Below are 25,071 nucleotides of genomic sequence, written 5' to 3'. Positions count from 1 at the left end.
GCAAGTATTTGTAATGCTGATTAATCTTCGAATAAAGTCCCTAATCCGCCAATAATTGAACCGCCTTCTTTGCGTGAATTAGGCCCCATTACGGAAAGTCGTTGAATGAGCTTTGAAATCGGCATGGACTGGATCCAGCACCGGCCAGTTCCTCTTAATGTAGCCAGGAACATTCCCTCTCCACCAAAAACCATCGATTTTAAACCGCCGGAACGTTGAATGTCAAAACTCAACGATTGCTCAAATGCAACTACACAACCCGTATCGACCCGAAGTGTTTCATTATTAAGCGAGCGTTCAATGACCACTCCACCTGCATGCACAAACGCCAGTCCGTCACCTTTGATTTTTTGCAGGATAAAGCCCTCTCCACCGAAAAGCCCGGAGCCAAAACGCTGGTTGAAGTGGATTTTCATGCTGGTACCCATCGCTGCGCAAAGAAAACCGTCTTTTTGAACGATCAGCTCATTGCCGTAAATTTTAGAAAGGTCAATTGGCATAACGGTACCCGGATAAGGTGCAGCAAATGCTACCTTTTTCTTGCCCGCGCCATGGTTGGTAAAATGCGTCATAAAAAGCGATTCGCCTGTAATCAGACGTGTTCCGGCCTGGAAAATCTTCCCCATAACGCTTTGGTTCGCTTCCGATCCGTCGCCCATTTTGGTTTGGAACTGAATGCCGTCCTCCATAAAAAGCATGGCGCCAGCTTCCGCAATGACAGTTTCGTTTGGATCAAGTTCAATTTCAACGACCTGAATATCGTCGCCGATAATTTTGTAGTCAATTTCGTGTGAGATCATCTCTTTTCGTAAAGGTTAAATGGATGGTAAATTGGGATTACTTACAAACTGGTTACTCCTCTTCCTCAGACGTTTTCTTTTTTAATTTCTTCGTTTTCCGGCCTGGGATATCTTCGCGGTCACGAAGCTTTTTATCATCCACATTCTTGTTCAGGAACTCGTTGATGCGGTCCATATCAAAACTGGTAGTGATTTCGCCAAATGAATTGATCTGAATATTGAAACCATCCAGGTCTTTGTGCACCCTGGGCTTTTCAGCAGCAGGTTTCGAGGTGTCGCTTTGTTTCTTCTTAGCCATTTGTTCAACGTTTACGAAAATATGTAATGATCAATCCTGCATGAAAAGAATTTGATCGTACGGTTCTAACACAACTATGCCAGCCTAATTTGCGCGGATAAACGGTTCAGCGCATTTTCCAGCCGCATTATCACCTCTTTTTTACCAAGAATTTCCATAATGATCATCAGATCAGGGCCTACTCCCGCTCCGGTCAGCGCCAAACGAAGCGCCTGCATGATCTTGCCCATTTTAATTCCCAGAGACTCCATTGTTGCAAAGATCAATTCCTTGATATCATGGGCCATAAAGTCTCCGCTAAAACCGTTTAATGCATCCTTCAATCCTGAAATAGCGTTAATCGCCTCTTCGTTCCATTTTTTAAGAGCCACATCGGGATCATAAGTATCAGGCGCATCAAACAAAAAGAGCGACTCTGTTACGATCTCCTTGACGAAATGTACCCTGTCTTTTAATAAATGTACAATCTGCGCCAATTGTTCATCCGATAAGACTATTTCTTTGGCCAGATACAGCGGTTTCAATGTCTGGATCACTTCCGCATCATCCAGCATTTTCAAATATTGCTGATTAAACCAATTGCCTTTCTGAATATCAAACCTCGCCCCAGCTTTATGCACGCGATCAAAACTGAACAGACTGATCAGCTGTTCCATACTAAATATTTCTTGCTCGGTTCCTGCGTTCCAACCTAAAAGCGCCAGGAAATTTGCAGTTGCGTCGGGGAGGTAACCTTCCTCACGGAAGCCCTTTGCCTTCTCGCCGCTCACCGGATCTGTCCATTCCAATGGAAAAATCGGGAAACCGCCCAGATCAGCATCACGTTTCGAAAGTTTACCGTTACCGTCTGGTTTTAGTAATAAAGGAAGATGTGCAAACTGGGGCATAGTACTTTCCCAACCAAGATAACGATAAAGTAAAACATGCAATGGCGCGGATGGGAGCCATTCCTCACCACGGATCACATGGGTAATGCCCATCAAATGATCGTCTACAATATTGGCCAAATGGTAAGTCGGCATGCCATCGGATTTCAACAATACCTTATCATCAATCTGAGATGAATGCACCACTACCCACCCTCGGATCAGATCATTGAACCGAATGTCTTCTTTCGGCATAATCTTCATCCGGATCACATACGCGTCGCCACTTTCAAGACGTGCGGCTGTTTCTTCCTGAGATAATGTCAGCGAATTTGTCATTTCCATCCGCGTGATGGCGTTGTATTGCGCAGCCGCTACTTTCGCAGCTTCCAGCCGTTTACGCATGTCATCCAATTGCTCGGGAGTATCAAAAGCATAGTAAGCTTTCCCTTCTGTGATAAGCCTGTCCGCGTATTCGCGATACATTTCCTTTCTTTCGGACTGGCGGTAAGGTGCGTGCGGGCCTCCCTGCTTAGGGCCTTCGTCGATTTCAATCCCCAGCCATTCCAATGCTTCGAGTATATATGCTTCTGCGCCCGGCACAAACCGGTTTTGGTCTGTATCTTCAATTCGCAGCAGCATTTGTCCACCCTGCTGGCGCGCAAACAGATAGTTATACAAAGCAGTACGCACACCCCCCGCATGCAGCGGCCCAGTTGGGCTAGGGGCAAATCTTACTCTAACGGGTGTTTTGGTCATTTTCGTCACTTAGTAATATTTAAATTTTGTCATTGATGGTCATTAATGTTCATTATTTGTCATTGATAGTCATTTGTTGTTTCTGTATCTGAAAAAACTATTAATGACTATAAATGACCATCAATGACTACAAATGACTAATACTAACCAATAATGACTTTCTTACTCAATCGCAATCACCGAAATCTCCACATTAACATCCCTCGGCAATCGTGTTACTTGGACGGTTTCCCGGGCTGGGGGGTCTTTGGTAAAAAAGCTCCCATAAATTTCGTTGACAGCCGCAAAGTCATTCATGTCACGAAGGAAGATGCTGGCTTTCACTACATTCTGAAATCCCAGTTTTGCGGCTCCGAGGATATGTCCGATATTTTGCATGACCAAACCCGTTTCCGCTTTGATATCGCCTGATTTGGAAATGTCTGCGGCTATTTGCCCGGACACGTATACGGTGCCATTTACTTTTACGGCCTGGCTGTAAGGGCCGATCGGGGCAGGTGCTTTATCTGAAAATATGATTTCTTTCGGCATAGTAATAAAGGGTTGATCCCGCAAAATTACCGAATTATGCCGAGCGGATTAACTTATGCGACTTGAAAAAGCGCTTTCAATTCCGTAGCCTCAGTGGGACTCATGCGGCCGGCCAGCACAAGCCTTAATTGCCTGCGGCGCAAGGCGCTTAAATGCAGCTCTTTTTCTTCGTCAGTCTCTGGTTCCAAAGCTGGGACTTCAATGGGCCGGCCGTTTTGATCCACGGCAACGAATGTGTAAAAAGCACGGTTTGTACTGATGCGCAGACCCGCAGGAATATCCTCCGCCCACACTTCGAGAAAAACTTCCATGGAGGAATTGAAAGACCGGGTGACTTTTGCGCGCATAGTCACAATGTTACCAAGACGGATAGGCTCAGTGAATGATACATTGTCCACCGATGCCGTGACCACAATCCGGTTCGAATGCTTTTGTGCGGAGATAGCGGCACAAATGTCCATCCAATGCAAAAGCCTCCCTCCCATCAGATTGTTTAATGTATTGGTATCGTTGGGAAGTACCATTTCGGTCATGGTCACTTCAGACTGATAGGGTAATTTTGGCTTTAACATATTGATTTTGAATAACTTAAAATTTCGGACAGCGTGTTTTCCTTCTTTCCAAAGCCTGCATCCGGTTACCAATCATGTAACTGGCTTTTACCTGCAAAAATAGGTAGCTGTCTTTGCTTTTCGCACTTCCGCGGTTGAAGCCGGGTTGCCGTGGCTGCTCACCTATTTCAGGTGCACGGTCCGAAAGCCTGATTGCCAGGTCATTGGGCAGCTGGTCCGGATTGGGGTAAACGGTGCTTACATCGTCCAGATAATCGGAATTGAGAAAATTGTTGCAGAGTTCGACACCCAGACTTAAACGTTCGGTTGTTTTATAGGACACGCCTATGCCAGCAGTAAAAACCAGCGGGAGACGTTTGTACTTGACGCCTTCCGTTGTTAAAGGTGCCAGACTAACCCATTCGCCGTCGATTTTGGCTTTCGGGTTTAGTAATGTCATGCCTGCGCCTCCAAAAAGATAAGGATTGATGGGAGCCTGCCGGTTAAAAGAAAATAGGTCCGCTTGAATGCCCAGATTGATGTCGGGATTGAAAGTTTTGAAAGAGAGGTTGTTTTGGAAGTTTTTAGAATATTTCTGATCTGCCGAGACCTGATAAAACCTAAGTTCTCCCCTGGCGCTGATATGCTCTGTCAATCGGTATAAGCCCCCTAATGAAAAAGATGGACCAAGACCAAGATGCTTCATATTAATACCGTCACTCAAATCACCCATGTAGTAAGCCACTCCCACACCCGCCGTGACGCTGACAACTCCAAAAGGATTGATATATCGATTGCCAAACTCGGATCTCCCCTGTGCAAAACTGAATTGTAAACAGCCCATTAAAAGCACGATCAGAACTGTACATTTCCCTTTCATAACTCACTACGTTGATTAGCGCAAGTTGTAAAAGAAACTGATTTATCCCAAATCGTATATCTGAATAGGTATAAACTACAATCTGAGCCACTTCCATGCCCAATTTAAAGCCTTTCTTTTTCCTCGTCGGAAGCATTGTTATTGTGCCTGCGTTTTCTGGTAAATGTATCCTTCCCGAAACGATACGTAAATGCAACCCCAATTCGCCGTGTATCTGTTCTGTTAGTCTGGAAATACTCTGAATTGATCAACCCAATCGACCGGTTATGATAAACCCACGAATGGAAAATATCCTCAGCAGACAATCTGATGCTTCCTTTTCCATTCCATATTTTTTTCTGTATTGACGCATTGATCCGGTACATCCCGCTAGTGACAGTCTGGCCGGTGAAGTCGCGGCTTGCATAATAGCCGCCCAACTCAGCGGAAAGTGTTTTGCCAAGTGTGAAATAATTATTCACTTCCAGCCTGGCGATATTGCTTTTAAAATCAAGATCCGCATTCAGCACCTTTCCTTTCAGCCCAACCCGTGATAACCGTAAAGTTGTATTCGTGTACCACCATTTGGTAAGCGACGCAGAAACGCTCGTATTTAATAATACCATAAAACCTCCGGCAATGTTGTCCGGCTTATTGACGAAAATCGTGTCAATGGTTTGTGTTGTCGGGAAGATCGAGTTTGTAAACTTATTATAGCTCAAACCCATGTTCAGCCATTGTTTGCGCTGGTATTTCAATTCCAGTCGGCTTTGATATTGCGGGTTGAGATTTGGATTGCCCGAGCTGTAAGTATATTGATCGCGCAAAAACAAAAAAGGATTGAGTAATTGATAATTAGGCCGGCTAATTCGTCTCACAGCCATTAACCCCAAAGTATTGTTCCCTTTTTGATCTGGTTTGAAACTCAAATAGGCACTTGGAAACAGACCAGTATAATTTTTGGTAAAGGTCGATCCTGCGATTTCAGCATTGCCCAGCTGATTGCCTTCAATATTCGTATTCTCAACCCTCAGACCCAATTGCAAACCTATCTTTCTCCATGATTTCTGTCCATTCAGGTAAGCGGCGTTGATGTTTTCCGAGTATCTGAAATGATTGGATTGAGTGTTGTTGAGCATCTCACCGCCATCTTCCAGATCATAATAATTGAATACATTATCGGTTTTGATCAGACTGGACTTAACACCCGCTTCCAGTTTGGCTTTGCTTTTAAGCGGATGTGCGTAGTCCGCTTTGGCGGTATAAATGTGAATGTCGGAAGGAACGTGATACCTAAAATCTTCCTGGTCCAAAAGCTCGCCACCCGGCTCAAATGCGCGATTTCGCAAGAGTTGATTTCCGTTATTGAGATAATGCAGGTAATTAATATCGATAGAAAGATCTCTCCCGCCCGGATTGAATTTATGCAGCATATTGAAATTGACACCATTGTTATCCCTTTTGTCGCCACCATTGGTACTCCCTGAACCGGTCACCGCCAATTGATGCGCAGCATCATAGTTTTTGCTTTCGTATTCAAACACCCCACTTCTTCTTCCCTTATTCACATTGAAGATCAAACCATAAGTCGTTTTCGCAGTTGCGGCAAAATCAAGGCCGAAATTGGCATTGAAACCCCTGTTTTTGTAAACCTGGTCATTAGTTAAATCCACAGATGATAACAGCTTCGAAGATCCGTTGTAAAACCGTCTGTCAAAGACATCCTGAGTGTAATTTTTCTCGTACCCGTAACCCAGGTTCGCGAAGACATTTAGTTTTTTGTATGAATAATTCAGGTTTAATGCATCATTGCTCCTCATATATCTGCCCTGGCTCATCCCTGCTGATACACTTCCTGTTAATCCGCCTATTCTGGTCTTTTTTAGTCGGATATCAATGACTGCATTACCGGCGGCATCGTATTTGGCGGACGGATTATCTATTAATTCGATCTTATCCAGCAATCCACCTGGTAAAGATTTGAGATAAGCCGCAAGATCGGAACCCGACATATAGGTACTTCTGCCGTCGATTAGCACCAAAACCCCGTTTTTACCATTAAGGCTAATTTCTCCATTTGCATTAACCGATACCCCTGGCGTTTTTTCCAAAACTTCCAGCGTATTGCTCGTGGCGCTGCTGATCATGGATTCTACATTTACGATCGTTCTGTCGATTTCCTGTTCGATCAAAGGCTTTTTAGCTTTCACGGTAACTTCCTTTAATTCAACACTTTTAGCAGTGAGTAAAATAATTGCGGGCAATACAATGGTTTGGTGCACACTGTCAATTGTCAGCGGCACACTGATAAATCTTTTTTGACCTAATGCAGAAATGTCCAAAAGATATGTCCCGTTTTCAAATCCGTTTATCCTGAATTTTCCGGATGCGTCCGTGATTTCGCCCTTTATAAATATAGAATCCGGCGCTTTGAGAAGTCGGACAGTAGTCCCCGGCAAAACTTCATTGCCGCTGTCCTTCACGGTGCCGGAAATAGTATTGACTGTTTGTCCGTTCACGGCAATTGAATAGAATAAAATAATAACTAGGAATTTGCTTATCGTTTTCATGGCTTCATAATGAATGGTTGTTCAATTATTATGAAGCAAATATTGGCTGTACAGGTGGGTAGGGAAAATAATAGTGTTGTAACTTCCCAAATTGCTGACGGAACCTGTTTTGAGGTTGACCAAACTTTTAGAAGTGAATTATACGGCGTTCGTCACCAATCAAACCCTGTCCGCCCTCATCATTTTGAATACAATATGGAGAAGCTGACATTTGGAGCTATATAAGATTAAGCAATGGAATAATGAACCTGCCAAAAGATATTCAACATAATGAGTTTCTGATCAAAGTACCGATGGTAATCGTAGCGGCCATTGCAGCAGTTCCGATTTGGATTGCTATGGACTTTCTGATGAATACGATGCATGTGTCTAATGATGAAGCTGTTTCGACCGCGATTACTGTGTTTTTGATGGCCGGGATTTTCGTGGGCAGATACTTTGCAGAATTGTTGATTATCCATTTCAAAGACCTCAGAGGTCTCGCTTTGGCTATATTTTCAGTACTAGTAGTCAGTAGCATCGTGCTGTTTGCACAGCTCGCATTTCCATTCGAAGGATCTCCCGCCCTTCATTTGCTACTATATTGGCTACCATTCGTGATAAGCAGTATTATGCTGGGCATGCTGATCAAGACAGTGAGGGCTTTTGGGAAAAGAGAATTACAGGAAGCCCGGAGCGTGGCGGCGCACAACCAAAGTGAGCTACACCTTTTACAATCTCAATTAAGCCCGCATTTTTTATTCAATACCCTTAATAATTTGTATGGACTTTCGCTTACCCAGCATGAAAAGATCCCACCGCTTTTGCTGAAACTTTCGGATTTGCTGCGGTACTCTGTTTATGATTCCAATGAAATATTCGTCCCGCTGAAAGATGAACTGGCTTACATTGATAACTATACTGAATTCGAGAAAATAAGGATTGGCGAAAGATTGGTGTTGAAAACCGACATGGATAAACCGACCGATCCCAACATCAAAATCGCCCCGATGCTTTTAATTGTTTTTATTGAAAATGCATTTAAACATTCCAAAAACACGGCTGACGAGTTAATTTATATTGATATGTCTTTGAAAACCTGGAATAACCTGATTTTATTTTCTATCAAAAATTCGTTTAGTAAGTCGGCGGAGGAACATAAGATCATGAATAAAAGCAGCGGATTTGGTCTGGCTAATGTGAAAAAACGACTGGAAATACTTTATCCCAAAGATCATGAATTGACGATTAACGAGGACGCCACATCTTATGAGGTTATTCTTCGATTAAAATCAAAATAACATGAACAAAATCAACTGCCTCATCGTCGATGACGAGCCGATTGCAAGGGATATCATTAAAGCTTATTGCGCGCACCTACCGTATCTGAATGTTCTGGCTTCCATTGGCAATGCATTGGAGGCCAAAACACTTTTATTTCAGCAGAAAATCGATATCCTTTTCCTTGATATCAACATGCCTGTGATCGATGGGGTTACGTTTCTGAAAACATTAAAAAATCCGCCACAAGTAATTTTTACGACTGCATACAAGGAATATGCACTGGACGCTTTTGAATTGTCAGCATGTGATTATTTGCTGAAACCGTTTTCACTCGAACGATTTATTACAGCGGTAGACAAAGCTGTGGAGCGATTGCAAATTGTCCCGGCGTTAACCTCTGAAAACACGGATCCAAGAACAGAAGATTATATTTTCATTAAGGCAGACGGCAAGATTTTCAAGATCTTTTTCAACGATTTGCTGTATGCGGAGGCAAACGGTAATTATACGAAAATCGTCACTTCCCAAAATACCTTGCTACCGTCAATGACATTTTCCGGATTTGAAGAATTATTGCCCAAATCTATCTTCATAAGAGTTCACCGGTCTTTTATTGTCAACAAATCAAAAATTGAACACATTGAGGGAAACCGTCTTGTCATTAATAAAACTGAGTTGCCCATAGGCAGTAATTACCGTGAAAGCTTCCTAAATGAGCTTGGCCTCGGCTCATAAAAATGCTTTAATCCCACTTTCATGAAAAAATCTTTCTTAAAATCCCGCTTTCTGGAATTTTACAATTTGCGCAAAACCTTCTATCATATTTGGGTTTATGCCTCCTCACAACACATTCATTTTAGGGATGCAGGCAGATGTAGAACAATCTCCTTTAAGTTTATTATTATACTATTTCAAGAATTTTTAGTTTTTTGTTTTTATAGAAACAAATGGCGTAAGTTTGTGTTATTGAAGATAGAATATTCATTAACATACTTATTATCAATACTTTAAATAATTAAAAATGTCGTACATAGAACCGGCTCCAATCAAGGACAAAGAAAATCCCCTGGAGTCAATGATGCAGCGATTTGATAAGGCCGTAGAACTCCTCGGGATTTCAGAAGAAATGTATCATATATTAAAAGTGCCGCGTAAGCAAGTCATTGTTGGTCTGCCAGTTATGATGGATTCCGGCCAAATCCGCACATTCGAAGGATATAGGGTTATTCACTCTACCATCCTGGGTCCAAGTAAAGGAGGTATCCGTTTCGATCCGGATGTAAACCTGGACGAAGTTCGCGCCCTCGCTGCCTGGATGACCTGGAAATGCGCGGTTGTAGATATTCCTTATGGTGGTGCAAAGGGCGGTGTCGCCTGTAATCCAAGAGAAATGTCAGCCGGCGAAATTGAACGTCTGATGCGCGCATACACCACCGCACTACTCGATGTTTTTGGTCCAGATCAGGACATTCCAGCTCCCGATATGGGCACTGGCCCAAGAGAAATGGCCTGGCTCATGGATGAATATTCAAAATCAAAAGGCATGACTGTACCCGCCGTTGTAACCGGCAAACCCTTGGTACTTGGCGGCTCGCTGGGGCGCACCGAGGCTACGGGTCGCGGCGTGATGGTATCAGCATTGTCTGGAATGGAAAAGCTTAGGATTAACCCTTACCGCGCAACCGCGGCTGTGCAGGGATTTGGAAATGTGGGTTCCCATGCTGCTTTGCTCTTGCGAGAACGCGGAGTGGCCATTCATGCAGTGAGCGATATTTCTGGCGCGTACTATAACAACAAAGGAATCGACGTTGCCGCAGCAGTAGCTTACCGTGACCGTAACAATGGTTCACTCGAAGGATTTACAGGTGCTGAGCTGATTCCTGGCGAAGAATTGTTGATGCTGCCTGTGGATGTTTTGGTGCCTGCCGCCAAAGAAGACGTAATTACCCGCAAGAATGTATCGGGAATTCAGGCTAAAATGATTGTGGAAGGTGCCAATGGCCCTACTTCGTCGAAAGCCGATGACATAATCAATGAAAAAGGCATTATGGTTGTTCCGGATATTCTAGCCAATGCAGGAGGCGTCACCGTTTCATATTTCGAATGGGTGCAAAATCGGATCGGCTACAAATGGACCCTTGAACGCATTAACCGCCGCACCGATCGTATTATGAAAGATTCGTTCGATAAGGTTTACGAAGTTTCCCTTAAATACAAAATTTCCCTTCGTATTGCGGCTTATATCGTAGCAATCGATAAGGTTTCAAGCACTTATAAGTATCGGGGAGGGTTTTAGGACAAGTCATTTTTGGTCATTGGTAGTCATTCATTGTTTGGGAAATCATAAGAACAAGAAATGACTACTAATGACAAATGGATACACGGCAATTCCAACATTACCAAACCATTAACTAAGTCTCTTAAATAATAAATTCATGCGTTCTTCGGGGCAGAAATGTTAACTTTAAGGCTATAATGTCGAGGTTATGTCGCTAAGTCCCCGCTCTATTGCTTTTATTCTTGCTTTCCTTATATCACTGATCACCACTTCTTTTCTGGCTTTTGTGGAAGGTGTTTCAAAAGGAATGCTTTTCGTGTCCGCCATCGCTTCTTTTATTTCCTCTTTTTTTCTGATCCTTTATACGGTCGATATCCTGGTTTTCCGGGAGGTCAACAATATGTACCGCACCATTCACAAGCTTAAAATGAAGGATTTTAGCATGACTCCCCGTAAAAAGCTGATCCAGGAGTCTAACCCGATGAAAACCATTAATGATGAGATCTTCGTATATGTAACCAAAAAACAGAAGGAAATTGACGAGCTAAAAAAACTCGAATTATTCCGGAGAGAATTCCTGGCTGATGTTTCCCACGAGTTTAAAACACCCATTTTTGCGGCACAAGGTTTTATCCATACGCTCCTGGACGGTGCCATGGAGGACGAAAATGTACGCGAACGGTTTCTGAAAAAAGCAGCCAAAAACCTCGATAGCCTGGATGTTCTCGTCAAAGATTTACTTGTGCTTTCCCAAATGGAGACGGGTGATATCAAGATGAATTTGTTGCCTATGGATATGCGCTTGCTCACCAACAACATCTTCAGCCGACTCGAAAACATTGCCCAGGATAGGGGAGTAAGCCTGAAAGTGAAGCCAGATGATATCCCCGAAGTTTGGGTAAAAGCCGATGCAGATCGCATTGAGCAGGTAATGCTAAACCTGATCGAGAATGCAGTGAAATATGGAAATGAGGGCGGAAAGGTGATCGTGCACTTTAATGAAGGCAAAAAATATGTAGAAATAGCGGTGCGCGATAATGGACCGGGCATTCCACATGAACACTTGAACCGTATATTTGAAAGGTTTTACCGGGTCGATAAAAGCAGGAGCAAGGAAATCGGAGGGACAGGACTTGGTTTGGCGATCGTAAAACATATCCTGAACGCACATAATACTAAAATTGCAGTCATGTCGAAACCTGATAAGGGGACCACTTTCTCGTTCAAATTGGAAAAAGCATTTACCCAAACATTGATCGAAAAGACTGAGAATGAGGCATTATCACCAGTGAGTCCTTAACCAACTTATAACTCCATAATCCAATATCCATGTTTGTACATAATGTATTTTTTTGGCTTAAAGAAAAAGGCAACGAAGAGGCAAAAAGTGCATTGCTTGCAGGAATAAAATCCCTGGAAGCAATTGAATCCATTGAATCTGTTTTTATTGGTCCTCCCGCAGCTACCCGCCGACCTGTTATTGACTCAACATACGATTTGGCAGAGATTCTGATTTTCGCAGACGAAGCGGCGCATAACGAATATCAGGTTCACCCGCTGCACACACAGTTCGTTTCTGATTGCGCACATCTCTGGGAAAAGGTTGTGATTTATGATGTTGAGGCTTAATATAATCCCTAATATTTGTTAACAGGTTATCCACATTGGTAATGTGGATAACCTGTTACTTATTTTATATTTAATGCCATTTCAGCGCGTTATATGACATTTATGTTGTGTTAATGCTGTTGATAACATTATGAAAACCCTTATCCAGAAAGCCTCAAGACTTCTCTCAGGGCACTTTTACTTTCCGGCAATCGTTTTAACATTACAACAAAACGACCTAAAGCCGTGAAGACAAACAAATTCCTGCTGACAGTTATCGTTACGATTATTGCAGCAATAAGCATTTCATCTTGTACATATAGGTCCTCGTATAACCCCGGTTATGATTACGGATACAGACCAAATTACGGTTACGGCTACGGCTACCGTGTTGCTCCTCGTCCACGGGTTGTGGTCGTAAGACCTCCGCACAGAAGGGTCATTCATGCGGACCATTACAGATCCAGCCGAAATGATAACAGGCAGTACAGACAGCAATATAACCGCGGAAACCGTTACGGACACGACTCACGAAGCAGAGGTCCGAGAAGGTAATAAAAGGCTTTTTTATAATAAGAAAAGGTGACAAGTTAAGACACACGTCTTAGTTTGTCACCTTTTCTTATATTTTTGCTTTTATGGATATATTGGAAATACTGGAGTCGAATGCAAAATTATATCCTTACAAATCGGCTTACCGGTACATTGATAAAAACGGCGAAGTTGCTGAAAAGCTAAATTACCTGGACTTAAAAGAAGAAATTTCAGCGGCTGCGGGACAGTTGGCAGCCCGGTACGAGCCAGATTCCAGGGTTATCATCCTGCTACCGGCAGAAGCGGCATTCATTCGATTTTTTTTGGCTTCGCTTCACACCGGATTGGTGGCGGTACCCTGTCCGATCGGCTATTCAGAATCGGGTGTCAACCGGATATTAAATATCATTGGCGACTGCCGGGCGGCTGGTATCATCACCAATAGAAAGACTTACAAAATGCTTTTTCAGCGTCAAAATGACGCTTCCAGAGCATTGTTGAAACATGAAATTGATTGGTTTTTTACAGATGATTTTGCTGCGGAACTTCCTCCTGTCCAGCGGGATCGAATTAAGCCAGATACCAGCAAACCCGCCTATTTACAATATACCTCAGGCTCCACCAGCCGCCCGAAAGGGGTCATGATCAGTCACGCTAATTTGGTTGCTAATCTCAGTGCGATCAATCATTGCTTTGGGCGCACCGCCGCGGATACTTCCGTGACCTGGCTACCACATTATCATGACATGGGACTGGTCGACGGGCTATTATCACCCATTTACACCGGAGGTTCGGGGATCGTCATTTCGCCGCTGATTTTCATTACAAAACCTTTTCTATTGCTTCAAGCGATCAGCCAATATCGGGCTGGTTTCTGCGGCGGACCAGGTTTTGGGCTGGACCATTGCTTGGCCCGGATAGCTCCCGAACAAGTGTTGATGCTGGATCTCAGTTCATTGCGCGTACTTTATGTAGGAGCTGAACCCATCCGGATTTCCACCCTCGAAAGATTTGCCGAAATAATGAAGGTCACCGGTTTTAAAAAAGAAAGCCTGGTACCTGCTTATGGCTTAGCAGAAGCAACGCTGGCAGTTAGTCTGCACTTAAATGGGACACCATTGATTTATCAAAAATTTACGGATTCTGGCTCGAAAGAAGTGGTAGCCTGCGGCCCACCGGTGGAATATACCGAGGTGCAAATTGTTGAACCTGTACAAAAAATAACCCTCGGCAATGCCAAAATCGGGGAGATATGGGTTAAAAATGCAGGCGTAGCATTAGGGTACTGGCAAAATGAAGAAATTACAAATGATACATTCCGGGCATTTACAAATTGCGGGAAGGGCCCATTTCTGAGGACTGGCGATCTCGGGTTTATGAAAAACGGAAAACTTTTCATTACTGGTCGTATCAAAGAACTGATCATCATCAGAGGCGTAAATTATTACCCCCAGGACATTGAAGAAGTTGTAAGCGGATGTCACGACGCCATTCAGCCCAATGCGACGGCGGCTTTTTCGATAGAAACCGAAGAGGGAGAGGCTTTGATGATCGTCAGTGAAGTAAGGAGAATCGCACTATTAGACGATAATATTGATTCAATTAAGTCCAGGGTTGCTCATAGCATTGGACTGGCATTCGGGCTTATTGTGCATAGAGTAGTGCTGATAGATCCAGGGAAACTGCCGAAAACTTCAAGTGGTAAGATCCAGAGGCTGAAAGCGCGGCAGGCTTTTGCCGAAAATTAACTTTTAGTTATCTGAAGTTACATTAAACAGCTTTACGATTTTTTTTGACAAAGTTTGATATTACATTCACAAACAATAACCCTTTACCCAACTCAACTTTATTGATGCCTAAAACTTTTAACGAAATATCCGACTGGATCGTCAAGCATATCTCTATCCAAGCCGAGATAGATCCATCCGAAGTAGCCCTTGACACCGACATTGTCAATTTTCGCCTGGACTCTCTCATCCTTGTCAATATTACCACCGACCTGGAAGAATGGATCGGAATGGAATTGAGCCCGTCCATTTTTTGGGAAATGGGCACTATTGCTGCTACCACACAATGGATTATTGAAAATCAGGAAGTATAAACAGCACTATTTTTTCTTGGATATGCAAGGCCTCCCTTAATACTAGCTTATGTCTGTAGCCGCTATTTGGTCCTCGCACACCGAAATCAATCAGAACTATTCCGAACTGATCGGTGACCTGCGCAAATCCGATCCGGTCCACTTGAATATGTTTGGTGATCTGGTAGTGATGGATTACGGAAACGTGAAAAAGATTTTATCTGACCCGGGTAATTTCAGAAACTTCGACTTTGCGGAAAGATTCAAAATTGTCTCCGCGATCGCAGATAATGACCCCGGACTGCTCCAATTTGGCGAAAGCCTCAGTCACTGGCTATTGTTTATGAATGGCGAAAAGCATGCGGAACACCGGCGTTTTGTAAATCAGAAGTTTTATCAGGCCGATTATGAGAAAATCACCACCGAATCCGTCAACGAGATTGTCGCGACATTTGCAGAACAGGAAGAAGCCGATCTGGTAGAAATAGCACGACAGTTCAGCTTTTTGATGATCAGTAAGATCATTCATCTGAAAAAGTCGGATTATGATTTTATTCAAAAATTCTCCTATGTCATCACATTGATATTTGAGAAAACATTATCAATCAATAAATTGCGCGAATGTGCCGATATGTCCGGCCATTTTCATAGTTATCTTTCAGAGACATTTGACCGGCACGAAAGCCATGTTACCAATAGTCTTCTCCTCGAAATGCGAGAAATAATGGGCAGTGGCAGGGCCAGCCAGCTCATCGGTACCTGGGAATTCCTGGTCAACGCAGCAACCGAAACGACTACCTTACTGCTGACGAGAAGTATTGCAACATTGATTGAAAACCGGGACAAAAAAGTCGACTGGAATACCCATCAGGATTGCGCCATTGCGGTTGAAGAGCTGATCCGTTATGTCAGTCCCGTCAACTGGATTCCACGGCAGATCAAAGAGGATATGGAATTTGCAGGGCTGCAACTGAAAAAAGGCAGGACTGTATTGCTGGGCCTGGCGTCTGCGAACAGAGATCCCGCTGTATTCAACAATCCGGATGAATTTTTACCTACACGTAAACCCAATCCGCACATTGGTTTTGGGTTTGGCATTCACCATTGTCTCGGCGCCCGGCTATCCCGGTTTGAATTGCAAAAATTCCTTCCCAGCTTCATGGCAGCGTTTCCTGACATCCGTTTGCATCCATCCAAATCACCTCAGTGGGATTCGAAGGTGTTTTTTAGAGGATACAAGAGTTTGCCCGTGTTATTACAACAAGCACGATGGTAAAATTCACGGATTTCACTTATCTCCTCTTATTACTTCTCATTGTTCCGGCATATTATAAGGTTAAGAATACCTGGAAATGGGCTTTTCTGCTGATTATCAGTACGCTCTTCAACCTTAGCTGGAGTGGAAAATACCTTCCCGTGTGGCTGATTCTGGTGGGGATCTTTTACGTAGCAGGCAAGTATCTGGGCAATGCGCAATATTCTAAAAAGCGACGAAAAGCATTACTCACTATTTCAATCATTGTCTGCCTCCTACCCCTTGTCTTTTTCAAATATCTGGTTCCCATCCATGATTCAGCATCCCCGGTGGCGCTGAACTGGCTCGCACCCATCGGCATTTCCTATTATACTTTTCTAATCATCGGATATCTCTACGACGTCCACCGACGCTATATTAAGCCGGAAAACCACCTGGGTTATCTCATGGTTTACCTCGGCTTTTTTCCGACCCTACTTGCCGGTCCGTTGGAACGAGCACGGCAACTCATTCCGCAACTCCGAAATCCGGTTTCGTACCAGCAGGAAAATATCAAGGCCGGCATTTGTTTCATTGTATGGGGATTATTTAAAAAAATGGTGTTAGCAGCACGTTTTTCTGACATTACCAATCCCGTGTTTGATCAGCCCGGCGCATACACTGGCATTTCGGTCACCTTCGCCATTCTGCTCTTTTCAGTCCAGCTTTACTGCGATTTCTCAGGTTACTGCGACATTGCCATGGGCTCTGCCAGACTTTTAGGAATAAAGCTGAGCAAAAACTTTGCAAACCGGTATTACTTTACGCCATCACGCACCGAATCGTGGACGTCCTGGAATATAACCGTCACATCCTGGTTCCGGGATTATGTGTTTTTTAATATCAGTAAAGGGGTTACTAACAGGAACCGCCTGGAATTCAACCGGCTCCTTACCTTCATTATCACCGGATTATGGCATGGACCAAGCTGGTCATTTGTCATTTGGGGTTCCCTCCAATGGGCCTACATCAATTTTGAGATGCGGACAAAGCAATTCTGGCTGATATTTTATTCAAAACTCGGCCTTACCATCGGTTCGCAGGTACATTATGTATTGCGCGTGGTGATCAGACTCCTCACAGGAACATTGATCATGGGATGGTTCCGTGCTGCGGAACTGAGCAGCGGGATACATTTATACAGCAGCATGTTTGGCTTTACGTCTGGCGCGGGATCATTGATGACTCCGGGCTTCTTTCTGGCAATTTGCCTTTTTTTTGTAATGGATGGTTTTAATTACAAAATGGGTGAAAAAGAGGATATAGCGTCTTTCCTGCTCAAAAGAAAGCCTCTGTACCGCAGGCTATCCATGTTGTTACTTATTCAGCTTGTACTGGTATTCGGAAGACCAACCGTTACCAATTTTTATTACATACAATTTTAAAATCAACCAGCCGGATATCACCTGACCAATGATTGCGAAAATTACAAAGTGGCTGGTACTGATCATTTTCGTTAAAATAATATCGGTACTGATCATTGCGAGAGTTTACACAGATCCCAGGCGCGACGTGAATGCGAGAGAAAATCTCTGCCGAACATTTAACCCCAATGTTATTTTTATCGGAACCAGCAGAACTCTATTTGGCATTGATCCTGCACTGTTCGATTCATTAAATCATCAAAAAACGCACAGTTACAATTTTGGCATTTTTAGTCTGTCACCACAAAGCTCCCTTCGGATAGCGGATCAAATTCTGGTGAATAACCTGGCAGTCAAAGACATATATGTCGAATTGAGCGCGCTGGATTACAGTACCGTTGCGTTAAAACCAGAATATGTGATACAAGATGCCATTTTCAGGGCAAACGTGATGGCCGATTGTTCTAACATTGATTCGTCCGATAAAGTCAGCAGCTTTTTGAGGGGGTTAAACAGCACTTTATTTCAAATGCTTTCCATTGCTCCCCAGATCGAAACCGCTAAAAAGATCGTCAATCCCGTCCACGACCCCATCGAAGGCCGGGCAGCATTAATTGATAATGGGCACCAATCCGTTGCTTTGGCTCTTTCCCAAACTAATGATCGTCTGCTCGCAAACAAAAAAGCAACACAACAAATGTTGGCACAGGTCCGGCGATCAAAGCCGAATACTTATTATATTTCAAAAATCAACCAATTGATAGCGAATGCAGCTTCGGCCGGGAAAGAAGTCATTTTCTTTTATCCGAATAACATTACAGAGGCTGAATACCTGATCCTGGCGCAGGTAGCGCCTTACCTGCCTGAAAAAAACCTGATTCGTTTACCATCCGGATCAATGCTGAATGAGTTTTTCAAACCCGAAAATTTGTTCGACCCACATCATCTGAATCGAAAAGGAGCGGCTATTTACACACAGTTTTTACAGAAGGAATCTTTGAGACTTAGCAATTTGTAGACCCATCATAAATGCTTGCATTCTCCATTTTCGCCTATTTCCTGGCCAATTTAGGTATAGGGCTCTGGGCCTCGCGCAGAATTTCCAGCACCCAGGATTTTTTATTGGCAGGAAGACGACTCCCTTTGGTACTAGCGGCATCGGCAACTTTCGCAACCTGGTTTGGCTCTGAAACCATCATGGGTGCGCCTATCGAATTCGTCGAGCACGGGTTATTGGGTGTTATTGAGGATCCGTTTGGAGCCGCGCTCTGTCTGTTGCTGATCGGGTTATTCTTTGCCCGAAAGTTTTACAAAATGAACATTATAACCTTCTGTGATTTTTTCAGGATCAGATATGGAAGAAGGGCTGAATTAATTTCCGCGATCCTGATCATCCCATCCTATTTTAGCTGGATTGCCGCCCAATTGCTGGCGATGGGAATTGTACTGAAAGTCATCATGGGCTGGTCATTGACTGCTTGCATTCTGGGCAGTTCGTTCGTCGTCATCGTTTATACGATCTGGGGCGGAATGTGGTCCGTATCGATTACAGATTTTCTTCAGACCATCATGATCATTGTCGGCCTGATTATCGTTTCGGTGGTTCTCTACCAAAAAGTAGGTGGTTTTCAGCCGCTTATTCAGGCAGCCCCCGACGGATTTTTCCGTTTTTATCCTGAATTCACATTCAAAGGTTCGGTTGAATATTTCGCCTCGTGGATTACCATTGGGTTAGGGTCTATCCCGCAACAAGATGTATTCCAGAGAGTTATGTCATCAAAATCGGAAAATGTTGCGGTGAGATCAACATTGCTTTCATCATTTATGTACCTGACAGTAGCCCTTCTCCCTCTTTTCATCGGGCTTTGTGGCCATCACCTGTATCCCGACGTCCGGAAAGATGGGCAGATGATTATTCCGAACATGATTTTACAACATATGAGCCTGCCTCTTCAGATTCTTTTCTTTGGCGCATTGGTTTCGGCTATCCTCAGTACGACCAGCAGCGCGATCATGGCACCTTCCGCTGTTTTGGGTGAAAATATTTTCAAGTTTTTTAATCCGGCCCTGACCGATGAGCAACTTTTGCGCATCATCCGGCTTTCAATCATCGTCATTACCCTCATTTGCATTGTGTTAGCGGTCACGCGCGAAAGCATTTTCGACCTCGTGGCCGAATCTTCTGCTTTCAGTTTAGTATCGCTTTTTGTACCGCTGGCAGCAGGCATTTATTGGAAGGCAACCAATGAATTGGGATGCATTCTGTCGATGATAATGGGGCTGGTCACCTGGTTGATCTGCCAATGGATTGAGACAACCTATCCGCCATTGATCTATGGACTGCTGGCAAGTATGGGAGGAATGATTATGGGAATAATCTGGGCCAGACTATTCCCAAAAATTAATATTAGATGATGAACTTGGCAACGCCGCCATCTACTTTCAAAGCAGATCCATTGGTTGCCGAAGAAAGTGGGCTGGCAACGTAAGTAACAAGGTTTGCAATCTCTTCAACGGATGAAAAGCGCTGAAGTAGGGAAGTTGGTCTCGCTGTTTTGAAAAAGTCCTTCTCCGCTTCCTCGGTTGTGATATTATTTTCGGCAGCGAATTGCTTTACAAATTCCGCAGCTCCTTCTGACTTTGTCGGGCCAGGCATCACCGTGTTTACTGTGACATTGGTACCTTTTGTCAGTTCAGCCAATCCTCTGCTGACCGAAAGCTGCGCTGTTTTTGTAGTTCCGTATTGGATCATTTCCTCTGGGATATTGACCGCCGATTCACTGGATATGAAAATGATCCTGCCCCAATTTTTTGCCAGCATTTTTGGCAGGAAATGACGGGATAAGCGTACGCCGCTCAATACATTCACTTCAAAAAACTTAAACCAATCTTCGTCCGTGATCTCTGTGAATGGCTTTGGCTCGAAAATTCCCGCATTATTGATCAAAATGTCTATTTCTGAAAGGTTTGACAATAATGCATTCACCTCTTCTACCTTGGAAAAATCTGCTGCATATCCTGAAACATTTCCAACCGGAAGAAGCGCTTTGAGCTTGGCGACAGCATCGTCCACTTTACTTTCCGATCTGCCATTTACAATCACGCTGGCCCCTTCTCTCAAAAGGCTTTCAGCAATCGCATAACCTATACCTTGTGTTGAACCGCTGATAAAAGCGGTTTTATCATTTAGTTGTAAATCCATAATTTTTTATTGTTATTCAAAGAAATTACGTAATCTAATCAGTTTTGAAAATTCTTGCCACTACCAAGCAGAAATCGACAATTTGATAACACCTCACCCCATGAAAATGTCCATGAAAAACATTTATCTGCTCCTTTTTTTATCACTGTCATCATTCGTTGTCGCTCAAAGTCCACGAATTCTGATCGTTACGGCACATCCCGACGATGAAACAATGTTTCCCGTTACTATTTTCAAAATTACGCATGAACTGAAAGGTTCGGCAGATCTGGCGTTGATGACCGATGGCTCCGGAGGTTACAATGGATTGGTTGCTTCCAGTTTTTATGGAATGGATATGGTCGATTCCACGGTAGGACGCAAACATTTGCCGCTGATTAGGAAGAAGGAAATCATGGCCTCAGGCGAGATCATGGGAATTGGAAATTTCTTCTTTTTGGATCAGACAGATGATTACTATAATCGCGACGAAAAACCCTATCTGGAAGGAAAAAACTGGGACATTAAGTTTGTGGAAAAACGACTGGATCAGATCCTAGCACGGGGAAATTACGATTTTATCATTTGTCTGATTCCCAGCGAAGGCCAGCACGCCCATCACAAAACCGCTTCAATCAGCGCAATACGGGCTGTTCAACGTTACAAGGGCCAAAATAAACCCGTCATTTTGGGAGGACAATCGCGCAATAAGGACAGTACCATTAAATTCACAGGTTTGCCGGGCTATCCTGAAACCAACGTAAGTGAATCAGTTCCTGCGCTTGATTTTGATCGTTCGTATAGTTTTGGGGAAGATAAAAAGCATAGCTACATGATTGTAGCGGATTGGGTAAAAGCTGCGCATAAATCACAAAGCGGCGATATGAACCAGGCAATGCATCGCGGAGAGCTGGAAACATTCTTATATTTCTCAGTCAATGGTGAGGCTGGGATTGGAAAAGCAAAAGCGCTTTTTGAAACGATCAACAACTCGGGATTTTCAAAGAAGTAACCTGGTTAGTCAGTTGCTTTGAGTGTCATAAACAGGGAACTGCCAAAAGGTGCGCTGCGAAGCAAGGCCGATTCAGCTTTTACGATGCCTTTGAGCAGGCCATTGATGGCGTCTCCCGGATATTTCACATCAGAATCCACGTGTTCAACATTGATCTTTTTCCGACCGATCTGGAATTTTTGCCATTGCCTCACGGCCAGTATTGGCAGCGAAAGCGCGAAAGGCCAGTAAGTATTGTAATGGATCTTCAAGCCGGCGACGTGGCTAAAATTGATAAATTGTTTCAGCTCAAATCTTCTCTGACTGCCTACCGCCAGATCATGGGTTCCTGAAAAGGCCTCAAATGAATGGATATTGATAATCAGTAGCCCGTTTTTATTCAGGCGATCTTTAAAAGCGAGTAATGCATCTATAATTTCCTGATCGGTTAAAAAATATAATGCATCATTGCAACATATCACGTCAAACGTTTGAGCTGATTTGAATTCTTCAACTTTTCGAAGATCTCCGAAGCTTACGGATAAGTTACGCTCGTTTGAAAATTCGATGGCGTATTGGGAATAATCAAAACCTGAAAGATTACAGTAACCATTTTCCTTCAGGAATGTCAGTAACCCGCCGGTGCCACAGGCTGCGTCCAAAATGCTTAATTCAGATCCAGAATTAGAAAAGTGTTTACGGATCTGGTTTAAAACTTTTTCATGCAGCACCTGATACCACCACAACTTCCGCTCTACCTCGTACATGCGCTGGTATTCCAACCGGTTATCGATCATGTGGCTTCTTCGCTGTTATATTTGATTACATACTGTGGCTGGCCACTTTGTGCCATGAAACTTTTCCCGATATATTCACCCAAAACACTCAGTAAAGTACATTGTATCCCACCAATGAAGATAAATGTGGCTGTCACTACCTGCCAGCCCTTCGGGTCGGGACCCATAAACCATTGAACGGTAAGAAAAAACAAAAGGCAAAATCCCAGCCCGAACAAACCAAGGCCAATAGGCATAAAAAGGCGGATCGGTAAGGAAGAATAACAGAACAATATATTAAGGAATAGCGAGATCAGTTTTTGCCAGGTATAATTAGAGATACCCTCTTCGCGCTTTAAATGCGTGACCTGAACGGTGCCGATATTTCGTGTCATCCTGAAAATCAGTCCGTCGATATAGGGGTAAGGGCCCTGGTATTTGATGATTTCCTGGACAACCTCTTTGCGGATCAGTTTGAAACTTGATAAATAAAGATCTTTTGGTTTGTTCAACAAATAGCTGGTCAGCCAATTAACGAATTGGCTTCCGAGGTTCCTCCCTACTGAATGCTGCTTTTTAGCGTAGTAGGTATAAACCACATCGAAATCACCACTTTCGGCTTCTTGGATTAATTTGAGTATTTCCTCCGGAGGGTTTTGAAAATCATCATCGATCATCACGCAATAGTCGCCGTCAGCCCAATTGAGCCCGCACATGACGGCGTTAAATTCGCCATAATTGCGCCTCAGGGAAATAAAACGAACATTGGGGTAAGCCTCTGCTAATTGCCTCCCCATCTTTTCGGAACCATCACGGCTTCCATCATTGACCAACACAATTTCAAACGTGATTTCTGCCAATGTATTCCGAAGTCTTTCAACCAGAGGCCTTATCGTTTTTTCACTATTATAAACCGGAATTACGACTGACAACTTCATGTCTGATGATCAAATTGATTTACCGTTTGGATAATATACGCAACTTCCTCATCAGTCAGAACTGGATTTAGAGGAAGGCTGACAACCTGCTCGTGAATTTGCTCGGTGAGCGGCAAACTCAAATGTCGGAATTCCTGATAAGCTTTTTGCAAATGAATCGGTAATGGATAATGAATATTGGTCTGAATGCCCATTGAATCCAGAAATCTGATCAATGCGGAACGTTCGGGGTGACGAACTACAAACAAATGCCAGGCGTCTTCATTCACGCGATCCGCTGGCGGCAATGTAAGATCTTTGACTTTTATCTCCCGCAGATATCGTCTTGCAATTTCCCGTCTACGCTGATTTTCAGCATCCAGATAAGGCAATTTGACCTGAAGAATCGCCGCCTGAATCTCATCTAAGCGGCTATTTACACCCTGATAGTCATTTTGATACCGGATTACCGAACCGTAATTTCTTAAATTTCTTATTTTCTCTGACAGTTCAGCATCAGAAGTAGTAACTGCACCGGCGTCACCCAAAGCGCCCAGGTTTTTGGTCGGATAAAAACTAAATGCAGTTGCATGGGCAAGGCTGCCTGCCTTTTTACCTTTATAGGTTGCCCCGTGCGATTGCGCGGCATCCGTAATCACCCTGAGATGATAGCGTTCAGCAATTTCCAGGATCTCATCCATTTCACAACTTCTCCCATACAGATCCACAGTGATGATAGCTTTGGTCAGCGGTGTGATTTTGCTTTCTATCTGGCTGGTATCCAGCAACATGGTGCGAATGTCTGGCTCAATGAAAACGGGTTTCAGGTGAAGAAAAGAGACAGGAAGGACGGAAGCAATGTAGGTATTGGCAGGGACAATCACCTGGCTGCCCGCGGGAAAGTCCATTGCTTTTAAAATAAGTGTTATGGCGTCCAGACCATTGGCAACTCCAATGCAATGAGTCGAATTGCAGTATTCGGCAAAAGATTTTTCGAAAGATTTTAATTCATTTCCGAGAATGTACCAGCCGGATTTGATAACGCGGACTGATGCCTCTTCAATAGCCTTGAGGTACGGTGCGTTGACCTGATTTAAATCCAGAAAAGGGATCATTGAGATAAAATCTGCTTCATCGCGTAGGGCTCATCAATGTAATCTGCCTTATCGTAGTATTCGTTACTCAATACCAGCAATATTGCATCCTCCGAAAATGAGTCCATAATATGCCAATCCTTGGGTTCAAGAATCAGGCAGGATACCGGATTATCAAGTGTAAAATATTCTTCTTTGGTCCCGTCATTGGAATAAATCCGGCAATTTCCATGAATACAGATTAATGCATTCCAGGTCTTATGGTGCCTGTGGCCTCCACGTTGCGTTTCTCCGGCCCCATATATGTAAAAAACACGCTTTATTGTCCCCGGAATAATTTTCTCGAACACCGTCAAGTTTCCAGAATCCGTGTTAAAAGTATCTAATTCAACTAATTGTGGCATACCAGAAATCTTATGTTAGGGTAATTATAGTGCTCCTAATGTGCGATAATTTT

The 25,071-nt window shown here is 43.6% G+C and carries 25 protein-coding genes; 13 read left to right on the top strand and 12 right to left on the bottom strand.

The features are described from left to right. Nucleotides 1-20: 20 nt before the first annotated feature. The 7 genes from FHS68_RS01970 to FHS68_RS01940 all read right to left on the bottom strand — a co-directional run bounded on the left by FHS68_RS01970 (nucleotide 21) and on the right by FHS68_RS01940 (nucleotide 7,234). Nucleotides 21-800, bottom strand: coding sequence for a TIGR00266 family protein (locus tag FHS68_RS01970; protein ID WP_167266763.1), 780 nt, complete (start codon nucleotides 798-800; stop codon nucleotides 21-23). Between the two features lie 52 nt (nucleotides 801-852). After that, a complete protein-coding gene (locus tag FHS68_RS01965; RefSeq protein WP_167266761.1) occupies nucleotides 853-1,098 on the bottom strand; it encodes a hypothetical protein in 246 nt (81 codons plus the stop codon). Between the two features lie 74 nt (nucleotides 1,099-1,172). Next, a complete protein-coding gene (gltX, locus tag FHS68_RS01960) occupies nucleotides 1,173-2,723 on the bottom strand; it encodes a glutamate--tRNA ligase (RefSeq protein WP_167266759.1) in 1,551 nt (516 codons plus the stop codon). A gap of 162 nt (nucleotides 2,724-2,885) precedes the next feature. Continuing rightward, on the bottom strand, nucleotides 2,886-3,254 hold the full coding sequence (locus FHS68_RS01955; protein WP_167266757.1) for a Rid family detoxifying hydrolase: 369 nt from the start codon (nucleotides 3,252-3,254) through the stop codon (nucleotides 2,886-2,888). A 53-nt stretch (nucleotides 3,255-3,307) separates the two neighbouring features. Beyond that, entirely contained in the window at nucleotides 3,308-3,826 is a 519-nt protein-coding gene (locus FHS68_RS01950) for an acyl-CoA thioesterase (RefSeq protein WP_167266755.1), read from the bottom strand. Between the two features lie 16 nt (nucleotides 3,827-3,842). Next, entirely contained in the window at nucleotides 3,843-4,685 is an 843-nt protein-coding gene (locus tag FHS68_RS01945; RefSeq protein WP_167266754.1) for an outer membrane beta-barrel protein, read from the bottom strand. 104 nt (nucleotides 4,686-4,789) lie between these two features. Beyond that, nucleotides 4,790-7,234, bottom strand: coding sequence for an outer membrane beta-barrel protein (locus FHS68_RS01940; protein WP_167266753.1), 2,445 nt, complete (start codon nucleotides 7,232-7,234; stop codon nucleotides 4,790-4,792). 242 nt (nucleotides 7,235-7,476) lie between these two features. Here FHS68_RS01940 and FHS68_RS01935 point away from each other — a divergent pair, with 242 nt between their 5' ends. The 12 genes from FHS68_RS01935 (at nucleotide 7,477) to FHS68_RS01880 (ending at nucleotide 20,070) form a co-directional block, all read left to right on the top strand. Continuing rightward, nucleotides 7,477-8,514 (top strand): sensor histidine kinase, encoded by a 1,038-nt coding sequence (locus tag FHS68_RS01935; protein WP_167266752.1) that lies wholly within the window; start codon nucleotides 7,477-7,479, stop codon nucleotides 8,512-8,514. A 1-nt stretch (nucleotide 8,515) separates the two neighbouring features. Further along, the gene (locus FHS68_RS01930; protein ID WP_167266751.1) at nucleotides 8,516-9,232 is read left to right on the top strand and encodes a LytR/AlgR family response regulator transcription factor; all 717 of its coding nucleotides are present in this window, start codon (nucleotides 8,516-8,518) and stop codon (nucleotides 9,230-9,232) included. 286 nt (nucleotides 9,233-9,518) lie between these two features. Further along, nucleotides 9,519-10,793, top strand: coding sequence for a Glu/Leu/Phe/Val family dehydrogenase (locus FHS68_RS01925; protein ID WP_167266750.1), 1,275 nt, complete (start codon nucleotides 9,519-9,521; stop codon nucleotides 10,791-10,793). 190 nt (nucleotides 10,794-10,983) lie between these two features. Continuing rightward, nucleotides 10,984-12,075: a sensor histidine kinase gene (locus tag FHS68_RS01920; protein ID WP_167266749.1), complete on the top strand. Its 1,092-nt coding sequence runs from the start codon at nucleotides 10,984-10,986 to the stop codon at nucleotides 12,073-12,075. Between the two features lie 29 nt (nucleotides 12,076-12,104). Continuing rightward, nucleotides 12,105-12,404 (top strand): Dabb family protein, encoded by a 300-nt coding sequence (locus tag FHS68_RS01915; protein WP_167266748.1) that lies wholly within the window; start codon nucleotides 12,105-12,107, stop codon nucleotides 12,402-12,404. Nucleotides 12,405-12,629: 225 nt separating this feature from the next. After that, entirely contained in the window at nucleotides 12,630-12,938 is a 309-nt protein-coding gene (locus FHS68_RS01910) for a hypothetical protein (RefSeq protein WP_167266747.1), read from the top strand. A gap of 83 nt (nucleotides 12,939-13,021) precedes the next feature. Continuing rightward, on the top strand, nucleotides 13,022-14,665 hold the full coding sequence (locus FHS68_RS01905; RefSeq protein WP_167266746.1) for a fatty acyl-AMP ligase: 1,644 nt from the start codon (nucleotides 13,022-13,024) through the stop codon (nucleotides 14,663-14,665). A 104-nt stretch (nucleotides 14,666-14,769) separates the two neighbouring features. After that, on the top strand, nucleotides 14,770-15,018 hold the full coding sequence (locus FHS68_RS01900; protein WP_167266744.1) for an acyl carrier protein: 249 nt from the start codon (nucleotides 14,770-14,772) through the stop codon (nucleotides 15,016-15,018). 49 nt (nucleotides 15,019-15,067) lie between these two features. Next, nucleotides 15,068-16,273, top strand: a complete 1,206-nt coding sequence (locus tag FHS68_RS01895; protein WP_167266743.1) for a cytochrome P450 — start codon at nucleotides 15,068-15,070, stop codon at nucleotides 16,271-16,273. Further along, nucleotides 16,267-17,676: an MBOAT family O-acyltransferase gene (locus FHS68_RS01890; RefSeq protein WP_167266741.1), complete on the top strand. Its 1,410-nt coding sequence runs from the start codon at nucleotides 16,267-16,269 to the stop codon at nucleotides 17,674-17,676. Before FHS68_RS01895 ends, FHS68_RS01890 begins: the two co-directional genes overlap by 7 nt. A gap of 28 nt (nucleotides 17,677-17,704) precedes the next feature. Then, nucleotides 17,705-18,673 carry a hypothetical protein gene (locus tag FHS68_RS01885; protein ID WP_167266740.1) on the top strand — a complete coding sequence of 323 codons (969 nt, stop codon included), beginning with the start codon at nucleotides 17,705-17,707 and terminating at the stop codon, nucleotides 18,671-18,673. 11 nt (nucleotides 18,674-18,684) lie between these two features. Continuing rightward, nucleotides 18,685-20,070 carry a high affinity choline transporter 1 gene (locus FHS68_RS01880; RefSeq protein ID WP_167266738.1) on the top strand — a complete coding sequence of 462 codons (1,386 nt, stop codon included), beginning with the start codon at nucleotides 18,685-18,687 and terminating at the stop codon, nucleotides 20,068-20,070. Here FHS68_RS01880 and FHS68_RS01875 read toward each other — a convergent pair. Then, on the bottom strand, nucleotides 20,063-20,857 hold the full coding sequence (locus tag FHS68_RS01875) for an SDR family NAD(P)-dependent oxidoreductase (protein WP_167266736.1): 795 nt from the start codon (nucleotides 20,855-20,857) through the stop codon (nucleotides 20,063-20,065). The two genes, FHS68_RS01880 and FHS68_RS01875, sit on opposite strands and share 8 nt — an antisense overlap. A 112-nt stretch (nucleotides 20,858-20,969) precedes the next feature. Here FHS68_RS01875 and FHS68_RS01870 point away from each other — a divergent pair, with 112 nt between their 5' ends. Beyond that, nucleotides 20,970-21,848, top strand: coding sequence for a PIG-L family deacetylase (locus FHS68_RS01870; RefSeq protein WP_167266735.1), 879 nt, complete (start codon nucleotides 20,970-20,972; stop codon nucleotides 21,846-21,848). A gap of 5 nt (nucleotides 21,849-21,853) precedes the next feature. On the opposite strand, the gene FHS68_RS01865 is transcribed toward FHS68_RS01870, so the two are convergent. The 4 genes from FHS68_RS01865 to FHS68_RS01850 are packed head-to-tail and all read right to left on the bottom strand — an operon-like array spanning nucleotide 21,854 to nucleotide 25,018. Further along, on the bottom strand, nucleotides 21,854-22,624 hold the full coding sequence (locus FHS68_RS01865; RefSeq protein ID WP_167266734.1) for a class I SAM-dependent DNA methyltransferase: 771 nt from the start codon (nucleotides 22,622-22,624) through the stop codon (nucleotides 21,854-21,856). Further along, complete coding sequence (locus FHS68_RS01860) at nucleotides 22,621-23,541, bottom strand: glycosyltransferase family 2 protein (protein WP_167266732.1); 921 nt, start codon at nucleotides 23,539-23,541, stop codon at nucleotides 22,621-22,623. Before FHS68_RS01860 ends, FHS68_RS01865 begins: the two co-directional genes overlap by 4 nt. Then, entirely contained in the window at nucleotides 23,538-24,635 is a 1,098-nt protein-coding gene (locus tag FHS68_RS01855) for a DegT/DnrJ/EryC1/StrS family aminotransferase (protein ID WP_167266729.1), read from the bottom strand. The genes FHS68_RS01860 and FHS68_RS01855 overlap by 4 nt, the downstream gene beginning before the upstream one ends. Then, nucleotides 24,632-25,018, bottom strand: a complete 387-nt coding sequence (locus tag FHS68_RS01850; RefSeq protein ID WP_167266727.1) for a sugar 3,4-ketoisomerase — start codon at nucleotides 25,016-25,018, stop codon at nucleotides 24,632-24,634. The genes FHS68_RS01855 and FHS68_RS01850 overlap by 4 nt, the downstream gene beginning before the upstream one ends. Nucleotides 25,019-25,071: the final 53 nt, after the last annotated feature.

The organism is Dyadobacter arcticus (assembly GCF_011762185.1).
Classification (GTDB): domain Bacteria; phylum Bacteroidota; class Bacteroidia; order Cytophagales; family Spirosomataceae; genus Dyadobacter; species Dyadobacter arcticus.
Note: the sequence above shows the minus strand (reverse complement) of the source record. Positions and strands in the feature narration are given on the sequence as shown.